This window comes from Martinezella sp. CNPSo 3795 (assembly GCF_057784475.1).
The window spans coordinates 411,693-429,109 of record NZ_JBXSOQ010000003.1 but is presented as its reverse complement, the minus strand read 5'-3'; the positions used below and the strand labels follow the sequence as shown (position 1 = coordinate 429,109).

Sequence of the window (17,417 nt, the reverse complement as noted above, 5' to 3'; positions counted from 1 at the left end):
TATCGGCCAAGACCGACAATTCCAAAAGGGAACAGTCGCATGGACACTCTTCGAAATGGCGCTGCGAAGGACCTTTCAAGTCCTCGCGGCGGTGAGATCTCGCATGCCAGAAGCCTCGTCGTCGTGCTCATTTGCTGGCTGGCGATCTTTGCGGAGGGCTACGATGTCGGCGTTCTCGGCGCCATTCTGCCGGCGCTGTCAACCGACAATGTCTGGCACCTCACGCCGCTCCAGCTCGGGGCCATGGGCAGCTATACCGTCTTCGGCATGCTTGTCGGTGGCATTGTCGTCGGTACGCTGAGCGATCTCTACGGCCGCAAGCCGATGTTTCTCGCCTGCCTTTCGCTATTCGCCGTCTGCACGGCTGTCACCGCATGGTCACCGACGCCGACATGGTTCGGTGTCAGCCGTTTTGCCGCCGGTCTTGGCCTCGGCGGCATCATTCCGTTGGCGGCGGCGCTGACCATCGAATATTCGCCGACCGCGAAGAAGAATCTCAATTACGGCATCATGTATTCCGGCTATTCGCTGGGCCTGTTTGCCGCTGCGCTCGTCGGTAGATGGTTGTTGCCGGATTATGGATGGCGGCCGGTCGTTCTTGTTGGCGCGCTGCCGGTATTGTTCGTGCCTATTATGGCATGGTTGCTGCCCGAGTCGCTTGATTTCCTCGTTGCGAAGGGGCGAGGCGAGAATGCGAGGCGGCTTGCTGCCCGGCTTGGCGTTCCCGTCCCTGCGGGAAGCGCGCCCAGGGAAACCGGCCTCGGCTGGCGCGCAGTGTTGGGCGAGATCTTTTCGCCGAGAAATGCCTTCGCCACCGCCTGCTTCTGGATCGCACTGTTCATGGGGTTGCTCCTCGTCTACGGGCTGGCCCAGTGGCTGCCGCAGATCATGCGCAAGAGTGGTTATGATCTCGGCGACAGCCTGCTCTTCCTCGCCGTCTTCAGCTTCACCTCCGCGATCGGCGGCATCGTGCTTGGCCAATGGGCGGATCGTTTTGGCGTGCGGTTGACCGTGACGCTATCCTATCTGCTTGGTGCCGTCGGTATAGCGCTTCTCGCTTTCAAGGGATCCATCTGGCTGAACTACACGGTCGTCGCCATTGCCGGTTTCGGCACGGTTTCGGCATCGCTGATCCTCACCGGCTATCTTGCCGCTTATCTGCAGCCTTTCGTGCGGGCAGCCGGCACCGGCTGGGCGCTGAGCTTTTCGCGCATTGGCGCGCTTTCCGGCCCCTTGATGGGTGGATACATCGCCAGCCTGAATGTCGGCCCGGAATGGAATTTCTATATTTTCGCCATTGTTGCCGCCATCGCGGCATTGGCAACGGCGCTGATACCGAACAGGCGGTGATCCGAACTGGAGCGGAATCTATCAGGCCGCTCAGATCTCGTGCTTCCTGATATTGTGCAGCACCTTGTGCAGCGTCGAGATGAAGGTGCGGTATTCGGCTTCGTCGACACCGTCGAACATCTGCAGGAAGAGGTCGTACATGGTCGGCCACACCTTCTCGAAGGCGGTGCGGCCCTCCTCGGTGATGGAGACATCGCGGATGCGCATGTCTTCGGCGCGCGGCTGGCGGCGGATGTAGCCCTGCTGCTCGAGGGAATCCAAAGTGCGGCTCATCGTCGATTGTTCGGTCACCGCAAAGACGGAGAGCTCGTTGATGGTGACGCTGGACGAGACGCTGAGGACGGCAAGCGCGCGCATCTTGGCGGTCGTCATATCGTATTCACGCAGCTCTTCCGAAAGATTGGCGTTCCAGCGCGCCATCAGCCGGTTCATGAGATAAGGCGCGAAGTGATTGAGGCCGATTTCGCCCATGGTCGGGCGCTTCGCGTTCTCATCCCGCTTGCGCCTCAAAATGGTGCCTGAAAACCGTTCCTCCATCGACGAAACTCCTCCTCCGGAAACGTGTTACTTCAGCGATGATGCGAGCAGGAAGCCGGAGCCCCCACCAAGGCCCGCACCGGGATGCGCCGAAGCGCCGATGTGGTAGAGGCCCGATATGTGGGTGCGGTGGTTAACAGATGACTTGAAAGGACGCCAGATGAAAAGCTGGTCGATGCCGCAATAGCCGCCGTAGGGATCGCCGCCGACAAGGTTCATGTTCATCGCCTCCAGATCGCCAGGAGAATAGGCGCGGCGCGCGAGTTTTATGCCGGAGAAGTTCTCGATATGGCTGGATAGAAGCGCCTCAATCCGGTCGGCATAGCGCTCGCGCACCTCTTCCGTCCAGCGGCCGTCCCTTGGCGTTTCGATCTCGCCGGCGGCATCTCCCTTGATGTGGCGAGGCGCTTCGGGAAGCTGCAGCCAGAGGATCGACTTTCCTTCCGGTGCGCGGCTGGGATCAAGCGCGACAGGCTGCCCGACGCAGACCGTCGGTTCGGCCGGCAGAAGCCCGCGCTCACATTCGTTGGCGGCGCGCGAGACGCCGTCGAGGCCGGGGGTGAGGTGCAGCAGCGCCACCTGGCCGAGTTCGGCATTGGCCTTCCAGCGCGGCGGCTCGGAAAGCGCATAGTGGATCTGCATATCGCCCTTGCCGTAGCGGTAGCTGGCAACGCCTGATTTGATCTCCGGCGGCAGCGGATCTGGCCAATCCTTCATCAGCCGCTCGTAAAGCTGATTGGGTGTGACCGAGCAGATTACGCCGGCCTTTGCTCTCAAGGTTTCGCCGTTCGCAAGACGTATGCCATCGGCACTGCGATTGGCGTCCGGAATGATGGCCTCGACATCGGCACTCACGCGAATCTCGCCGCCATTGTCGGTGATCAACCGTTCGAAGGCCGTCAGCAGTTTTTCGGCGCCACCCTTGACGATCGGCGCGCCGCCCAATTCCAATGCGAAGCCGATCACCTTCAGCATTTCGGCGGAATAGGAGCTTTCGGGCCCAAGGCCGCAATGAAGCACCCACGGCGCCCAGAGCGCATGGATATCCTCGGACCTGTAGCTGGTTTCGAGATAGCCGCGTGCCGGCGTCAAAGCATCGCCAAACCAGGCAACGAGCTTGCGCAGGCCACGGTTCCAGCCCTGCTTGCCGATGGTCTTGAGCATCGATCCCGACCACAATGCACCGCCGAGCAGCGAAAACAGGAATGGCGCATCTGCGGCCAGCGCATCCATTTCGCGCGCGAAGGTTTGCCCATCGCCGAGCGACAGTTCATCGAAGGTGGCGATATTGCGCCGCCGGTCCTTGGAAAAGATCACATGCGAACCGCCAGGTCTCAGCACGCCCGTGGGGAGGTCGGCATGGGCGAATTCCAGGCCTCGTGCCTCGAGATCCTTGCCGATGGCGCCATAGGCCGGCGAAGTGAGGAAAAGCACCATGGTCGTTGCCATGACGTCGTGGATGAAGCCGGGCTCGGTGATCTCCTCGGTGCGCAGGCAACCGCCGATGCGGTCGTTGCGCTCAAGGACAAGAACCTTGTGGCCCTTTTTGCCAAGCATGGCGGCTGCGACGAGCGCATTTATGCCGCTGCCGACGATGATGTAGTCATGATCGCCCATTGCTGCCGCCCCTCACTGGCAAGATGAACAGAAAGGAGGAGCCTGCCCCAGGCTCCTGCCTCTCCAGCCTATCATGCAATCAATGCCAGTGCGCGAACCGGCGAGCCGGTGCCCTTAACGAACTTCAACGGCGCAGCGATGAGAACAGCGCCCTTAGCCGGAAGCTGGTCGAGGTTCGAGAGGCTGGCGAGGCCATAGCGATTGGCCTTGTGCATGAGGTTGTGCGCCGGGAAAGGCGGGTTCATGCCGCCGGCGGAACCGGCATCGGTGCCGATGGTCTCCTGGCCCCAACCGATAATGCCCTTGGTGAGCAGATATTCGATCGCTTCGGCCGTCGGGCCGGGGGAATGCGGGCCGTTTTCATCGGCATTCAGGAAGGTCTCGGTCGAGCCGTTACGCTTGTACCAGTCGGTACGCAGCAGTACCCAGCTGCCGGCTTCGATCGCGCCGTTCTGGGCTTCCCATTCCTTGATGCTGTCGACCGTCAGCAAATAATCGGGGTTGGCGGCGGCTTCCTTGGAGCGGTCGATGACGTTGACCGGCGCCACAAAATTCTGCGGCGGAATGGTGTCCGTCGTGTTGTTCGGATGGTCCTTGCCGGTGATCCAGTGACAGGGCGCGTCGAAATGCGTGCCGGTATGCTCGCCGAGCTCCAGCCAGTTCCAGGCCCAGAAGGGGCCGTCCTGATTGTATTCCGAGATCGTATGGACCTTGACGTTCGGCGTGTTCTTGCCGAACTGTGGCGGCAGGTAGAGCACCGGAGTATCCGGACCGAGCGGCGCGGTGAGATCGACGACCTTGACGGAGCCCGAAAGAAGGGCCGAGGCGAGGCTGGCGAGTGTGGTGGCTGTCATATTTTGCGTTCCCCTTGTTGTTGCATGATCCATGCAAAGAGCCTTTTTGTGGGTCTTTTGTTCAGGATCAGGCATGAAGTTGGTATCGCCAGGCGTGGGGTGCCTTTCCTCCTGGCACCGGCTCCGCGCGGCGGCGGAATAAGGGGAGCCTATGTCACAATATATGATATTGCAAGCATTCCGCTGGGGTTCGCGGAGCCAATTTTGGCCTGAGATCAGCGGCCGTCATGAGTTTGTAAACTGCTGAAGTAAAACGGAATTCTTCTAGGTAATTCGGCAAAACACCATCATTGGTTGCTTTTGCCTCTTGTGACTCGCGCCAACAGATACTTGAAGCTTAAAACTCAAAATGTATGCATGTGATAATAATAATCACAAACCAAAAAGGGGCAGATGATGAGCTACGATGCGATCATAGTCGGGGCCGGCCACAATGGCCTGGCGGCGGCGGTGCATTTGGCCGCCAAGGGCTGGAAGGTTGCCGTCATCGAGGGAAATGCAGAGCCTGGCGGTGCCGTCAAGACTCGTGAGGTGACGCTGCCCGGCTTCCGGCATGATCTTTGTGCCATGAATCTCTCCATGTTTGCCGGCTCGGCCTTCTTTGCGCAATATAAGAACGAGCTTTCGGCCGAAGGGCTGGACTTCATACCTGCAGCGGATTGTTTCGCTAGCGTGTTTCGCGACAACACCTATCTCGGCGTCAGCACCGATCTGGAAAAGACCGCTGGCGCCATCGCCGATATCTCACCGCAGGATGCTGCAGCCTGGCGCAATATGCTCTCTACGTTCGGTGCGGATGCCCCGCATGTTTTCGGCCTGCTCGGCTCGCCCATGCCATCCCTGGCCGCCGCCAGGGTTGTCTGGAAGGCTTGGCGCGAAAAGGGAATGGGCTGGATTTATGACACCGCGCGTATGCTCTTTGCCTCGCCGCGCGATTTTCTCGATGCCCGTTTCCAGAATACCAAGCTCAAGACGATGATGGCCGCCTGGGGTCTGCATCTCGACTTTGCGCCCGATGTCGCCGGCGGTGCGCTGTTTCCCTATCTCGAATCCATGGCCAATCAGGCCTTGGGCATGGTGATCGGCAAGGGTGGAGCCGATACCATCATCAAGGCGATGGCGGCCGTGCTGACGAGCAAGGGCGGTGAGCTGATGCTGGGTACGCGCGTCGACAAGATCGTCACGTCGGGCGGCAGGGCAACCGGTGTTGTTCTCGCCGACGGGCGCCGCTACGAGGCGCGGCGGGCCGTTATCGCCAATGTCCATCCGCAGATCTTGTTCGGTAAACTTCTAGACCAGGACCCGTCACGCCGGGAGTTCGACGGCAAGGTGTCCCGCTTCCGGGCCGGACCCGGCACGATGATGATCCATCTGGCGCTGTCTGGCCTTCCGGATTGGACGGCAGGCCAGGCGCTGCAGAATTTCGCCTATGTGCATATCGCGCCGGATCTCGAAATGATGTCGCGCGTCTATGCCGAGGCAATGGGCGGGCTTCTGCCGGCGGAGCCTGCGCTCGTGGTCGGCCAGCCGACGGCCATCGACCCGTCGCGCGCGCCGGCCGGACAGCATGTGCTCTGGATACAGGTGCGTGTCCTGCCGGCGGAATTCCGCGGTGATGCCGCCGGCGAGATCACCGGCACAAGCTGGGACGAGATCAAGGATGCCTATGCCGAGCGTGTCCTCGATATCATCGAGCGCTATGCCCCAGGCTTGCGTGGCAAGATACTGGGCCGTTCGGTCTTTTCGCCCGTCGATCTCGAACGCGAGAACCCGAACCTCGTCGGCGGCGACAATCTCTCGGGCAGCCATCATCTCGACCAGAATTTCCTGTTCCGCCCCGTTGCCGGCTATTCGCGATACAGGACGCCCGTGGCATCGCTTTACATGTGCGGGGCTTCGACATGGCCGGGCGCCGGAACCGGCGCCGGCTCCGGCTTCATGCTGGGGAAAATGCTGGCAAAGTGACAGTTATGCGACTTGACGGCCAAACCTTTGACATTTCAAATATCGTCCCCTAGATCGCTTAGATTGATGATGCGGAATGATAGGCCGAGGCGACGTCATGACAGAGTCCGAGAGTGCAACCGTTGACCTGGAGATCATTGTTCAGGGAGCGCAGGAAGGCAAAAAACTGGAGCTGCGGCTCTGGCTGCGCATGCTTTCGACGACGAAGCTGATCTCGCAGGAAATTCGTCGCCGGCTGCGCAACGAGTTCGGCGCGACCTTGCCGCAATTCGACCTGATGGCGCAGCTTTATCGCGAGCGGGAGGGTCTGCGGCTCGGGGAGCTTTCGAAGCGCACCATGGTCACCAACGGCAATGTCACCGGACTGGTCGAACGGCTGGAAGCGGATGGCCTCGTGCAGCGCGTGACGCCCGATGGCGACCGGCGCGTGACGGTCGCCAAGCTCACGGCGAAGGGCGAGACCCAATTCAGCGCCATGGCCGCCGCTCATGAAGGCTGGCTGCGCGACATGATGGCAGATGTGGAGCCCGCAATCGTTAGCGAGCTGTGGCGGGATATCGGTGCGGTGAAATCATCCGTCAGCAATCATCTTTCAGGTGTCGATTTCGATTGATGCTGGCCCTTATCTGGCACGTTCGCTCTTGAACTTCTTTTCAAGCACGCTGACGAGGCGGACCATCGGCCAGAGCAGGATGATGTAGATCAGCGCGGCCATGATCAGCGGCGATGGGTTGGCGTAGAAGCCTTGGGCGTTCTGCCCTTCTTTCAGCAGTTCCGGCAAAGCCACGCTCGAAGCAAGCGACGTATCCTTGAACATCGACACGCAATTGCTCGTCGTCGGTGGGATGACGATGCGGACCGCTTGCGGCAGCACGACCTTGTAGAGCGTGATCAGGAAGGGAATGCCGAGAGCGGCGGCCGCCTCGAACTGGCCGCGCGGCACGCTTTCGATTCCTGAGCGGAAGACTTCGGCCGAGTAGGCGGCCAGCACGATCGAGAAGCCGAGGATCGCCGACCACCATGCGGAAAAGCTGATGCCGACGAAGGGTAGCGCGTAATAGATCAGGATCAGCACGACCAGCATCGGCATGGCGCGCATGATGTCGATATAGGCGATCATCAGGAGCTGCAGCGGCTTGGGGGCATAGAGGCGCACCAGGCTGACGACGAGGCCGCCGGTGACGCCGATCAGGATGCTGACCACGCCGAGGGCGATGGTCATCCAAAGCCCGCGTAGCAGCTGCGGGAAGGCCGAGATCATGACGTCGGAATTGAAGAAGGTATCGACGAAAGACATTGGCACTCCCGCGTGCGAAACGAAGACGAGGTTTCCTGCATCCACGCCGGTCGTCGCGACCGGCGCAGTCTCATTTCAATAATGATCTTTTGATCACGCTTTGGGGATCGGCAGTTCGGTCACGGTGGAGGAGCCCGCAGGCGCCTTGCTGCCGAACCACTTCTCGTGGATCTTATCCAGCGTGCCATCCTTCTTCATCGCGGTGATCGCATCGTTGATCTTGGCGACGAGTGGCGAATCCTTGGTCATCATCAGGCCGTATTGTTCGCCGGTCTTGATGCGATCCTTGATGGCGAAGCCCTTGGTCTTGACGAAGAGATACTGCATGCCCGGGATGTCGCTGACGACGGCGTCGATGCGGCCTGCGCCGAGATCAAGGAACATGTCCTGCTGCGAGTTGTAGCCCTTAACGTCGGCAAAACCCTGCGCGGCCTTGTTGTCGTTGGCCCATTTTTCACCCGTGGAACCCGAAAGTACGCCGATAGTTTTGCCCTTGAGATCGGCAAGCGCCTTGATCGCGCTGCCATCCTTGGCGGCGACGCCCATATCGGAGTCGTAATAGGGCTGGGTGAAGGACTGCGACTTCAGGCGTTCCGGCGTAATCGTGATGGACGAGATCGCCACGTCGATGCGCTTGGAACTGGTTGCCGCAAACAGGGCCTGAAAGCCGTAGTCGGCGATATTAGTGGTCATGCCGGCGCGCTTGGCCGCTTCGTTGACGATGTCGACCTCGAAGCCTTCGAAGCCGCCATTCGCGGTCTTGTATTCGAAGGGCGGGTTGTTGGGATAGGAGCCGACGTTCAGCACATCGGCGGCATAGGCGAAGTGGCTTCCGCCGGCCAGGCCGACGGCGGTCGCAAGGACCAGCAGACTGCGACGAGTCATGGACATTCTTTAGTCTCCCTCTGGTTATGGCCGCCGGCTTTTCCTCTCACCCGCGGTATTCCCCGTCCGCCCGATTGGCGGCCGTCTTATGTCATCGCGTTGACCATGCGGTCGAGCGCGATACGCATCTGTTCGGTTTCGCGGAATGTGCACATGCGCAGGAATGCGCGTGATGCCTCGCCGAAGTGATATCCAGGCGCCAGGCCGACGCGGGCGGTTTCAAGAATGCGCTCGCAAAGTGCCGTTGCGTCGGGCTCGCCCTGCAGCGCGAAGAAGGCATACATGCCGCCGCGCGGCTTTTCCGGCAGGATGATGCCGGGTATTTTCGGCAGCTTCTCATAGGCGAGGTCGAGCCCTGCCTTGATCCGGCCCCGGATTTCTGAAACCAGCGGCTCGCCTTCACGAAGGGCGGCGGCGGCACCGGCCTGAACCATGGCCGAGGTGCCGCTGTTGATATACTGCGTCATGGCGCCAAGCTGGTCGGCAACGGCAGATGGGTGTGTCAGCCAGCCGACGCGCCAGCCGGTCATCGCCCAGGCTTTCGAGAAGCTGTTGATCGCGATGACGCGATCGCCATCCTCGGCCACTTGCAGGATCGAAGGGGCAATGTCGCCATCGAAATAGAGGCGGGCATAGACCTCATCGGAAATGATCCAGATGCCGGTGCGGCGGCTGAAATCCAGCAGTGCCTGCATTTCCTCGCGCGACGCTGTCCAGCCCGTGGGGTTGGAGGGCGTCGACAGGAAGATGGCGCGGGTGCGGGCATCGCAGCGGGCAAAAAGCTTGTCGAGATCGAGGCGCCAATCGGTATCGAAATCGAGTGACACAGCGCGGGGCTCGCCGCCGATCAGATGGATGGCGTTGTGGATGTTCGGCCATTGCGGCGCGACATAGACGACATTGGTGCCGACATCGACGAGCAGTTCAAGCGCCATGTAGAGCGCCTGCATGCCGCCGGGGGCGACCGTCGTGCGTTCGATCGGGATGGGGCGGCCGTGCCAATGCGTCTGATAGTCGGATAAGGCTTCGTTCAGCGTCGCCAACCCGCGCATATTCGGAACGTAGAAAGTTGCGCCGTCGTCGAGCGCTTTCTTCGCAGCATCGCGGATGAACTCCGGCGTCACGATATCGCCTTCGCCGAACCAGAGCGGAATGACGCCACCGAGTTCGCGGGCGCGCTTGGCGAGCACGGCGATATTGTCGGTGCGCATGTCGCGGATCTGGGCGCGAATGCCTTCAAGAGCATCGCGGCCCGTCATCGCGTTCGGCAGGTTATGCTGCGGTAGAGACAAGAAATTTCCCCTGGGAATTCTGTATTGGAGGGTTCAAACGGCTGCGGCAGCTTTCACTTGAGCAACCCCTCAATTTCGAATGGTTATCCAAAAGCCGTCGTATTTCAAGGACAAATTTTAAGCTTAAAAAGTCTGGCCTCTTGCTCGATTTTCTATTGCCCCTCGAAGTGGTAACACTCTGAAAGAGATCATCTTTCTTTCGTCTCCTTCACATGCTTGACTTGCTTCGCGGCATCGACACCGGCGGCCAGACTGGCGCCGAGAAACATCGCGTCGCTCGCGAGAATGAAGAAGCTGATACCGGCCTCGGACCATGCGCCGATATCATCGGGCGAGGGGCGGAAGATGCCGACTGAGCGGCCGGCGGCCAAAGCGGTTTCGGTGATGGTTCTGATTGCCGCATCGAGCCTGTCCTTGCCGGTTGGTCCCATGGCATCGATCGAAACGGAGAGATCGCCAGGGCCGATGAAGAGGAGATCGACGCCATCGACGGCGGCGATCTCGGCGATGTTGGTAAGCCCCTCGGCCGTCTCGACTTGGATGGCGAGCAGCAATTCATCATTCGCCTTGGCGAGGTAATCCGGGATACGGTAGCCATAGGCTGCGGCGCGGCCGGGGCCGACGCCACGGGCACCGAGCGGGGGATAGCGGGTGGCCTTGACGGCGGCGCGCGCCTGTTCCGCCGTCGAAACGCGCGGCACGAGAACGCCTGCGGCACCGGCATCCAGCACAGCCGCGATATCCTCCGCCGCATGGCCGGGCACGCGCACCATGGCGGGAACGTGATGGACATCGGCGGCGCGGATCAGATCCTCGATGCGTTCGCGGCTGATCTGCGAATGCTCCCAGTCGATGCAGAGGAAATCGACGCCGGAGGCTGCCGTGACTTCGATGGCGACGGGGTGTGGAATCGCCGCGAATGTACCGATAAGCAGCTTCTGCTCGATACAGTTTTGGCGGAAATCGCTCATCATCATCCTCATTTTAGCGGTCTCCCGACGAGGGATAGACCGAAAGATACAACTGCGAAACGGCAATCTGTTCTACGTTCAGAACAGCTTTTCGTGCCATCAAGCAGCGGCACGGAAGCATTGCGGTGGCGGAGTTGTTCGGGCGCCGCCACCGCTCTGAGGCACGGCTTACTTGCGCCGCGCCATGATCTCGGTCAGCACAGCGTCGAACCGCGCGATCTCCTCGACTTTGTTATAATGCACCAGCGACACGCGGATGGCACCCGTTTCCATGGACAAGCCAAGGCGCTTCATCAGGCGTGGTGCGAACATGTGGCCGTCACGCAGGCCGATGCGCTGCTTGCCCATCTCGTCTGCGAATTCTTGTGGCGTGATGCCTGGCATGTTGAAGCAGATCGTGGGAACGCGTTGCTCCAGGCGGTTCTCGTCGGAGATGCCGTAGATGGTGGCACCGTGGCGCTTCAACACGGTAATCATCTCGCGCGACAGCATCTGTTCGTATTGGCGGATTGCGCCCATGGCGGCGGCGAGCGCCTCGCGGCGGCTATGGTCACCGGTCAGCAGGAAGCGGCGGCCAAGGCCTTCCAGATATTTAACCGCGGCATTCATGCCGGCGACGTTCTCATAGGTAAAGGTGCCGACTTCGATCTTGTAGGGCGGGACGTCTGGAATGAAGTCTTCCTTGAATGTGGGAAGCTTGACCAGCGCGTCGTAGCGGCCCCAGAGGAAGCCCATATGCGGCGAGAAATTCTTGTAGCCGGAGCAGACGAGATAGTCGCAACCCCAAGCCTGCACGTCGATCAGGCCATGCGGGCCGTAATGGACGCAATCGAGAAAGGTTTCGGCGCCGGCAGCTTGTGTCAGTTTGCAGACGGCTGCGACATCGACGATCGTGCCGATGGAATGCGCGGTGACGGTGCAGGCAACGAGGCGGGTCTTGTCGTTCAGCAGCGGCTTCAGATCTTCCACATGCAGCGTGCCGTCCTCGCGCATGCGCCACCAGACGATCTTGGCGCCATCGGCTTCCAGGGCCATCCAAGTGGCGATGTTGGCATCGTGATCCATGTCGGTGACGACGATCTCGTTGCGTTCGCCGAGCAGCTTGGCAATGCCGAGGCTGACAAGCCGGATGAAGGAGGTGGCGTTCTGGCCGAAGGAGATTTCTTCCGGGCGATAGGCGTTGACCAGCATGGCGACGCTTTCGCGGGCTTCTTCCAGATTGCGGTCGACGCCCTGGCTGTGCTGGTATTTCGCCATGCGCTGCACGTTGAAATCGATGAGATGATTGGCAACAGCATCGACGACCGTCTGCGGCACCTGCGCGCCGCCCGCATTATCGAGAAAGACGAAATCGCCCGCCTTCCGGATGGCGGGGAACATGGCACGAACCTCGTCGACCGGGAAGCTGTTGTGAGCGGCGAATTGCGATGCGGAAGCGGCGGAGCTCATGGGATCTCGCTCTGGATGTTGGGATTGGAACCTCAATTTTGATCATTTGATCACAAAATACTTTAAGGTTCAACCAAATTTCTGATTCTCTTCTAGCAAGCTTAGCGGCGGCCGGAGCCTTTGCGCGGCTCGTCCTGCGTGGTCGGGCAATAATCCTGCAGGATTTCGTGGGTGCGTCTAATATCGGCGACGACGCCGTCGCGAGCTGCGGCGAAGTCTCCCGCCTTCAACGCCTTGACGATGGCAACATGCTCGCCGGCAGGGTCAAGCTCGCCGCTGCGCATCAAAGGTTCGACGGAGGCTGAGAGCATGCGCATATAGGGGCCGAAACGCAGCCATAAGGTCTCGATCAGCTGCAGCAGTACCTCGGAGCCAGAGGCGCGGTAGATGGTGAAGTGGAACTGCTGGTTCTTGGCCATCAGGTCGTAGATGTTGGCGCCGAGGCCGATCACATGCTGCTCGCCGGCGATGCGTTCCAGTGCGGCGATATCTGTAGGGGTCAGGTTCGGGATGCCGAGCTCGGCGGCGAGCCCTTCCACGGCGATGCGGGCGCGGCAGAGATCGTCCAGGCGGGCAAGCGTGACGATAGGGATGCGGGCCGAGCCATTGGCGGCAATCTCAAGCGCATTTTCGGCCGCCAGCCGGCGCAGGGCTTCGCGCACCGGCATATTGCTGGTGCCGAAGGTTTCGGCGAGCGAGGCGATGGTCAGCGTCTGGCCGGGATCGAAATTGCCTGCCATCAGCGCGTTTCGCAGCTGCTGATAGACGCTCTCCTGGATCGTCGTTCTGGAGGACACCGGTTCCAGGGCTATGCGCACGCTTGTTTCCTCTCCGTCTTTCGGGACTCGTTCATGGTAGAACGAAGGGTGGGCGGAAGGAAAGGGTTCTCTGAGCGGCGGTCAGGCTTCCTCGGTCTCCCAGCCTTCGTCATCGGCCGGGCCATTCTTCGTCCGAGGCTTGTGTAAGCCGAGCCCAACGCCGATGAGGGCGAGTGCCCCGCCGATAGCGTGATAGGAATACAGTTGTTCTCCAAGCAGCGCCCAGGCCAGCACTGCAACGACGATTGGCAGGAGATTGATCAGCAGCGACGTCCGGCCTGCTCCGAGCCTCTGAATGCCGATCATCCAGCAGAGGGGCGCGAGGAGAGAGGTCGGGATCGCGGCATAGAGGATCAGCGGCAGGTTGGCCGTGGTGATCGGCGAGATATCGCCCATCAGGAAGATCGGGATCAGCAACAGGGTTGAAAAGCCGATCTGCCAGAAAAGCTGCTGCCACATCGGAAACGGCATCGCCCACCGTCTCAGCATCACGCCATAAAGCGCATTCGAAAGGACGGCAACGATCATCAGGCCATCGCCGATATGGAATCCGCCATTCGCAAGACGCATCGGATCGCCCTGCGATGTCAAATAGACGAGTCCGATCAATGAAATGCTGCCGCCCATAAGGCTTGTCGCAGTCAGTTTTTCAGCGGCCAGCAGGCTTGCGAAAAACGTCGACAGCAACGGCATCAGAGCAACAATGACGCCCATGTTGACGGCGGAAGTCGTCTTAGCTGCCTCATAGGCAAGGCTCTGGTAGATCACCATGCCGAGTGCGCCGAGAACGGCAAGCTTTAGCCAGTACTCGCGTATCAGCGCGCGGTTGCGCCATGCCGCCCGGCCGACGAAGGGCAGGAGGACGATGAATGCGAGCAGCCAGCGGTAGAAAGAGATGGAACCTGGAGATATCACGCCGGCGGATGCCTTGGTGACAACGGTATTGCCGGACCAGATGAGCACCGTCAGCAGGGGCGCGAGCCCGGCGGTGCTTATTATGGATGCGGAAGCATTCTGCTCGGTGCTCATATGAATAGTCTCTGCGTCTTCTGGCTTCTGGCGAAACAAAGGAAGGCGGATAGGGCTCGCCGTCCCGAAGGTCTTGTACCGCTTGTCCGAATTCCGGTATATAACGAGATTAAGACAAGTGGTAGTGAAATGAGGACATGTCCAGCAGGCCTCCACGCATCGAGGGCGATCCGCCGAACCCGGTTTCCTTCCGAACCGAGAACTATCGGGCGGGTACGGTCTTTCCAAAAAAGAGCCAGCCCTGGGGCGAGCTCAATTATGCGCTTATCGGCGTCTGCGACTTCGATATTCAAGGCAGACGCTATTTGTCGCCGCCACATTATGCCATCTGGCTGCCGCCGGATACGATGCACGGTGCTTATAACCAGCACGATCTGCGCTATGTGACCGTCTATATCGAACGCGCCCTTTGCGCCGACCTGCCGGACAAACCTTCCACGCTCAGCATCAGCTCGCTGTTGAAGGCGATTCTGGCGGATTTCGCGGCCCGCGAGGTCACCATACCGGAAACGGCCGAAGATCTCAGGCTTGCACAGGTTCTGGTCGATCAGATTCGCCTGGCGCCGCGCTGCGAGAGCTATCTGCCGCTTTCCGACGATCCGCTGCTCGGTCCAGTCCTGAGCGCATTGCAGGCCGATCCCGGCGACCGGCATTCCCTGACGGAATGGGCGCGCCGGATGGGGACGACCGAGCGTACGCTGTCGCGCCGGTGCCAGGTGGATCTAGGCCTTTCCTTCAACGAGTGGCGGCAGCGATTGAAGCTCGTTGCCGCGCTGTCGATGATCGAGGCCGGTGAGCCCGTGTATCGGATTGCAGCGCAGTTGGGTTACGGCAATGCGTCGGCCTTCATCGCCATGTTTCGCAGACTGACTGGCACAAGCCCGACACAGATGCGCTAATTTCAGGTTTCAATCAAAACGATCTCCAGCTTGCGCAGTTCTTCCGGATCGGCCATCGCGTCGATGACGGTAATCATGCCATCTGCATTGAAGGTGCAACGAAGAGCGATGCGCAGCTGTCCGTCGATGACAACGATGGCACCCACCGCGCCGTTGATGACCGCCAGCCGCGCTCCCCGCGCACGGCCCTGGAAGGTCTTGGCGACATCCACGCGCCCGCGGATTTCGCCGGCCGCCCCCATGCGGGCGGCAACCACATCCGGCCTGAAGATGGCTTGGTGATCGAGGACGGCGAGCAGCGCCTGCAGGTCGCCGTCACGCGAGGCTGTGAAGAAGGCATCGACGACGTGGCGCTGGCGGGTAAGGTCAGCCTCCGTTGTTGATGGCGTATTCTGCACACGGCGGCGGGCGCGGCTCGCAAGCTGGCGTGTCGCGACCGTCGTGCGCCCCAGAATCGGGGCAATGTCATCGAAAGGGACGTCGAACATATCGTGCAGGACGAAGGCGAGCCGCTCGGCCGGGTTCAGTTTTTCCAAGACGACCAGAAGAGCGAGGCCGACGGAGTCTGCCAGCAAGGCATCCTGTTCCGGGTCGATGCCGTTTCCTGCCTCAGGCGCCACCATCGGCTCGGGAGCATGGATCGTCAGCTGCTCCTCGCGGCGGGATTTGCGAGCTCGCAGCAGATCGAGGCAGATACGCGCCGTGACTGTTGTCAGCCAGCCGCTCAGATTTTCGACGTCAGACCTATCGCTCCTCATCAGGCGCAGCCATGCTTCCTGCACTGCATCTTCGGCCTCCGTGCGCGAGCCGAGCATGCGGTAAGCGACGGCGCGCAGATGCGGCCGGTTCGCTTCGAATTTTTCGGCCTGCCACTTTTTTTCGTCCATCGGTCACATCTCCTCATTCTGCTCCGTCAAACCCATGACGAACGAAATCCCGCCGGTGTGACATCGTATCGGCGGGAAAATGCATCGTCGGAAGATGAGCCGCAACAGGGCTCTCACAATCAGAGGAAAGAATTATGCAAGCTCGTATGAAGAACCCAGTCCTCGTTCTGCCCGAAACCTTGCAGGCGCTCTTGGCCGTCAGCAATTCGATTAAAGATCGCGGCTTGTCGGAAAACATCATGGATCTCGTGCATCTGCGGGTCAGCCAGATCAATGGCTGCAGCGTCTGCACCGACATGGGCTTTCGCAAGCTGCAGAAAGATGGCGAGACCATGGAGCGCATCGTCGGTGTCTCCGCGTGGCGCGAAATGCCTTATTTTTCCGATGCCGAACGCGCGGCTCTGGCGCTCGGAGAAGCGGTCACCCGGCTTGCCGACCGGCCGGATGCCGTCACCGATGAAATCTGGAACGAGGCCGCAAGACACTACGACGAAAAGGCGCTCTCTGCCCTCATCGTCGCGATTGCGATCGACAACGTCTGGAATCGCTTGAACTCAACGGTCCGCCAGCAGGCTGGTGCTTCCTGGAACTGATTGTTCGCAATCGGCGCCACCTTCTTCCGACAGAGAGAAGAAGGTGGTCTGCCTCTCAAGCTTCGCCGACCCGCGAGGTTGCCAGCAGCTTCGCCAGCCAGTCGACGAAAACGCGCACCTTGTTGCTCAGATGCCGGTTGGGCGGATAAACGATGTGCATGGGCAATGTCGGCCGGGTCCAGCCGGAGAGGACCGGCACGAGGTCGCCCTTGGCAAGGGCGTCCCGCGCCATGAAGCTTGGAACCTGCGCAATGCCGAGACCGGTCATGGCTGCTTGCAAATAGCTGCGGCTGTCATTGACCGAGAGGATGTAGCGCGGAGTGATTTCCAACGACTCATTGCCGCGCTCAAAGAGGAAAGGAATCGTGCGGCCGGTTTGCGCACGGAAATAGCTGACCGCGTAGTGACTGGTTTCCAACTCCTCCGGCCGTTCCGGGATGCCGTGCTTCTCGATGTAAAGCGGAGCGGCGCAGGTGACGAGATGGATCTCGCCGACACGACGGGCGATCAGCGACTGGTCGCTCGGCATGCCGGCTCGCAATGCGCAATCGACATTCTCGGCCAGATAGTCGACCAATCGGTCGCCGACTCCGAGGTCTATATGAATATCCGGATATCGCTGGTGGAAATCGCAAAGCGCCGGCATGACGATCTTTTCGGCGAAGGCGCCGGCCATTTCCACGCGCAGGCGGCCGCTTGGCAGGCTCTGCGAATTGCTGATGCTGCCGTCCAGCTCCTCAATCTCGGAGAGGATCTGGATGGCGCGCTCGTAATAGAGTGCGCCATCCGTCGTCACCATGACGCGTCGGGTCGTACGGTTGAGGAGTTTCGCGTGCAAATGCGCCTCCAGCGACTGGATGAGCGTCGTCACCGTCGCTTTCGGCATGGAGAGGGCGGCTGCGGCGCGGGTAAAATTGCCCGTCTCCACCACACGCGCGAATGCCCGCATTGCTGATAACTGGTCCATTCCATGA

The 17,417-nt window shown here is 60.6% G+C and carries 17 protein-coding genes; 5 read left to right on the top strand and 12 right to left on the bottom strand.

The genetic code is table 11. From position 1 onward, the window contains the following. Positions 1 to 39 precede the first annotated feature (39 nt). On the top strand, positions 40 to 1,350 hold the full coding sequence (locus AC13QY_RS11725; RefSeq protein ID WP_113395507.1) for an MFS transporter: 1,311 nt from the start codon (positions 40 to 42) through the stop codon (positions 1,348 to 1,350). A gap of 30 nt (positions 1,351 to 1,380) precedes the next feature. Here the strand turns inward: AC13QY_RS11725 and AC13QY_RS11720 are convergent, their stop codons facing one another. The 3 genes from AC13QY_RS11720 to AC13QY_RS11710 all read right to left on the bottom strand — a co-directional run bounded on the left by AC13QY_RS11720 (position 1,381) and on the right by AC13QY_RS11710 (position 4,358). Further along, complete coding sequence (locus AC13QY_RS11720; protein WP_113395506.1) at positions 1,381 to 1,887, bottom strand: MarR family transcriptional regulator; 507 nt, start codon at positions 1,885 to 1,887, stop codon at positions 1,381 to 1,383. Positions 1,888 to 1,914: 27 nt separating this feature from the next. Beyond that, complete coding sequence (locus tag AC13QY_RS11715) at positions 1,915 to 3,504, bottom strand: phytoene desaturase family protein (protein ID WP_488486953.1); 1,590 nt, start codon at positions 3,502 to 3,504, stop codon at positions 1,915 to 1,917. A 71-nt stretch (positions 3,505 to 3,575) separates the two neighbouring features. Beyond that, positions 3,576 to 4,358, bottom strand: coding sequence for a cyclase family protein (locus tag AC13QY_RS11710; RefSeq protein ID WP_113330294.1), 783 nt, complete (start codon positions 4,356 to 4,358; stop codon positions 3,576 to 3,578). A 393-nt stretch (positions 4,359 to 4,751) separates the two neighbouring features. Between AC13QY_RS11710 and AC13QY_RS11705 the strand changes: the two genes are divergently transcribed. Together AC13QY_RS11705 and AC13QY_RS11700 are read left to right on the top strand one after the other, a co-directional pair. Next, entirely contained in the window at positions 4,752 to 6,323 is a 1,572-nt protein-coding gene (locus tag AC13QY_RS11705) for a phytoene desaturase family protein (RefSeq protein ID WP_488486954.1), read from the top strand. Between the two features lie 97 nt (positions 6,324 to 6,420). Beyond that, entirely contained in the window at positions 6,421 to 6,936 is a 516-nt protein-coding gene (locus tag AC13QY_RS11700; protein ID WP_113330432.1) for a MarR family winged helix-turn-helix transcriptional regulator, read from the top strand. 9 nt (positions 6,937 to 6,945) lie between these two features. Here the strand turns inward: AC13QY_RS11700 and AC13QY_RS11695 are convergent, their stop codons facing one another. The 7 genes from AC13QY_RS11695 to AC13QY_RS11665 all read right to left on the bottom strand — a co-directional run bounded on the left by AC13QY_RS11695 (position 6,946) and on the right by AC13QY_RS11665 (position 14,064). Continuing rightward, positions 6,946 to 7,620 (bottom strand): amino acid ABC transporter permease, encoded by a 675-nt coding sequence (locus AC13QY_RS11695; RefSeq protein WP_488486955.1) that lies wholly within the window; start codon positions 7,618 to 7,620, stop codon positions 6,946 to 6,948. Between the two features lie 93 nt (positions 7,621 to 7,713). Continuing rightward, positions 7,714 to 8,511, bottom strand: a complete 798-nt coding sequence (locus AC13QY_RS11690) for an ABC transporter substrate-binding protein (RefSeq protein ID WP_113330291.1) — start codon at positions 8,509 to 8,511, stop codon at positions 7,714 to 7,716. A gap of 80 nt (positions 8,512 to 8,591) precedes the next feature. Continuing rightward, positions 8,592 to 9,797 (bottom strand): pyridoxal phosphate-dependent aminotransferase, encoded by a 1,206-nt coding sequence (locus tag AC13QY_RS11685; RefSeq protein ID WP_269245085.1) that lies wholly within the window; start codon positions 9,795 to 9,797, stop codon positions 8,592 to 8,594. A 188-nt stretch (positions 9,798 to 9,985) separates the two neighbouring features. Continuing rightward, entirely contained in the window at positions 9,986 to 10,768 is a 783-nt protein-coding gene (locus AC13QY_RS11680; protein WP_269245133.1) for an HpcH/HpaI aldolase family protein, read from the bottom strand. A gap of 168 nt (positions 10,769 to 10,936) precedes the next feature. Beyond that, positions 10,937 to 12,217 (bottom strand): cysteine desulfurase-like protein, encoded by a 1,281-nt coding sequence (locus AC13QY_RS11675; protein WP_269245086.1) that lies wholly within the window; start codon positions 12,215 to 12,217, stop codon positions 10,937 to 10,939. A 101-nt stretch (positions 12,218 to 12,318) separates the two neighbouring features. Next, entirely contained in the window at positions 12,319 to 13,035 is a 717-nt protein-coding gene (locus AC13QY_RS11670) for a GntR family transcriptional regulator (protein WP_145632100.1), read from the bottom strand. 81 nt (positions 13,036 to 13,116) lie between these two features. Beyond that, positions 13,117 to 14,064 carry a DMT family transporter gene (locus AC13QY_RS11665; RefSeq protein WP_145632102.1) on the bottom strand — a complete coding sequence of 316 codons (948 nt, stop codon included), beginning with the start codon at positions 14,062 to 14,064 and terminating at the stop codon, positions 13,117 to 13,119. Positions 14,065 to 14,201: 137 nt separating this feature from the next. Here AC13QY_RS11665 and AC13QY_RS11660 point away from each other — a divergent pair, with 137 nt between their 5' ends. Continuing rightward, a complete protein-coding gene (locus tag AC13QY_RS11660; RefSeq protein WP_145632104.1) occupies positions 14,202 to 14,963 on the top strand; it encodes an AraC family transcriptional regulator in 762 nt (253 codons plus the stop codon). Positions 14,964 to 14,965: 2 nt separating this feature from the next. Here the strand turns inward: AC13QY_RS11660 and AC13QY_RS11655 are convergent, their stop codons facing one another. After that, positions 14,966 to 15,850, bottom strand: coding sequence for a sigma-70 family RNA polymerase sigma factor (locus AC13QY_RS11655; RefSeq protein WP_269245087.1), 885 nt, complete (start codon positions 15,848 to 15,850; stop codon positions 14,966 to 14,968). A 134-nt stretch (positions 15,851 to 15,984) separates the two neighbouring features. Here AC13QY_RS11655 and AC13QY_RS11650 point away from each other — a divergent pair, with 134 nt between their 5' ends. Further along, positions 15,985 to 16,443, top strand: coding sequence for a carboxymuconolactone decarboxylase family protein (locus tag AC13QY_RS11650; protein ID WP_113330284.1), 459 nt, complete (start codon positions 15,985 to 15,987; stop codon positions 16,441 to 16,443). 55 nt (positions 16,444 to 16,498) lie between these two features. Here AC13QY_RS11650 and AC13QY_RS11645 read toward each other — a convergent pair whose 3' ends face one another. Beyond that, the gene (locus AC13QY_RS11645; RefSeq protein WP_095435644.1) at positions 16,499 to 17,410 is read right to left on the bottom strand and encodes a LysR family transcriptional regulator; all 912 of its coding nucleotides are present in this window, start codon (positions 17,408 to 17,410) and stop codon (positions 16,499 to 16,501) included. Positions 17,411 to 17,417 lie beyond the last annotated feature (7 nt).

What these genes read in the sequence shown, in the direction of transcription:
- AC13QY_RS11725 (WP_113395507.1), top strand. Translation starts at nt 40, where the DNA reads ATGGACACTCTTCGAAATGGCGCTGCGAAGGACCTTTCAAGTCCTCGC.
- AC13QY_RS11720 (WP_113395506.1), bottom strand. Translation starts at nt 1,887, where the DNA reads ATGGAGGAACGGTTTTCAGGCACCATTTTGAGGCGCAAGCGGGATGAG.
- AC13QY_RS11715 (WP_488486953.1), bottom strand. Translation starts at nt 3,504, where the DNA reads ATGGGCGATCATGACTACATCATCGTCGGCAGCGGCATAAATGCGCTC.
- AC13QY_RS11710 (WP_113330294.1), bottom strand. Translation starts at nt 4,358, where the DNA reads ATGACAGCCACCACACTCGCCAGCCTCGCCTCGGCCCTTCTTTCGGGC.
- AC13QY_RS11705 (WP_488486954.1), top strand. Translation starts at nt 4,752, where the DNA reads ATGATGAGCTACGATGCGATCATAGTCGGGGCCGGCCACAATGGCCTG.
- AC13QY_RS11700 (WP_113330432.1), top strand. Translation starts at nt 6,421, where the DNA reads ATGACAGAGTCCGAGAGTGCAACCGTTGACCTGGAGATCATTGTTCAG.
- AC13QY_RS11695 (WP_488486955.1), bottom strand. Translation starts at nt 7,620, where the DNA reads ATGTCTTTCGTCGATACCTTCTTCAATTCCGACGTCATGATCTCGGCC.
- AC13QY_RS11690 (WP_113330291.1), bottom strand. Translation starts at nt 8,511, where the DNA reads ATGTCCATGACTCGTCGCAGTCTGCTGGTCCTTGCGACCGCCGTCGGC.
- AC13QY_RS11680 (WP_269245133.1), bottom strand. Translation starts at nt 10,768, where the DNA reads ATGAGCGATTTCCGCCAAAACTGTATCGAGCAGAAGCTGCTTATCGGT.
- AC13QY_RS11675 (WP_269245086.1), bottom strand. Translation starts at nt 12,217, where the DNA reads ATGAGCTCCGCCGCTTCCGCATCGCAATTCGCCGCTCACAACAGCTTC.
- AC13QY_RS11665 (WP_145632102.1), bottom strand. Translation starts at nt 14,064, where the DNA reads ATGAGCACCGAGCAGAATGCTTCCGCATCCATAATAAGCACCGCCGGG.
- AC13QY_RS11660 (WP_145632104.1), top strand. Translation starts at nt 14,202, where the DNA reads ATGTCCAGCAGGCCTCCACGCATCGAGGGCGATCCGCCGAACCCGGTT.
- AC13QY_RS11655 (WP_269245087.1), bottom strand. Translation starts at nt 15,850, where the DNA reads ATGGACGAAAAAAAGTGGCAGGCCGAAAAATTCGAAGCGAACCGGCCG.
- AC13QY_RS11650 (WP_113330284.1), top strand. Translation starts at nt 15,985, where the DNA reads ATGCAAGCTCGTATGAAGAACCCAGTCCTCGTTCTGCCCGAAACCTTG.
- AC13QY_RS11645 (WP_095435644.1), bottom strand. Translation starts at nt 17,410, where the DNA reads ATGGACCAGTTATCAGCAATGCGGGCATTCGCGCGTGTGGTGGAGACG.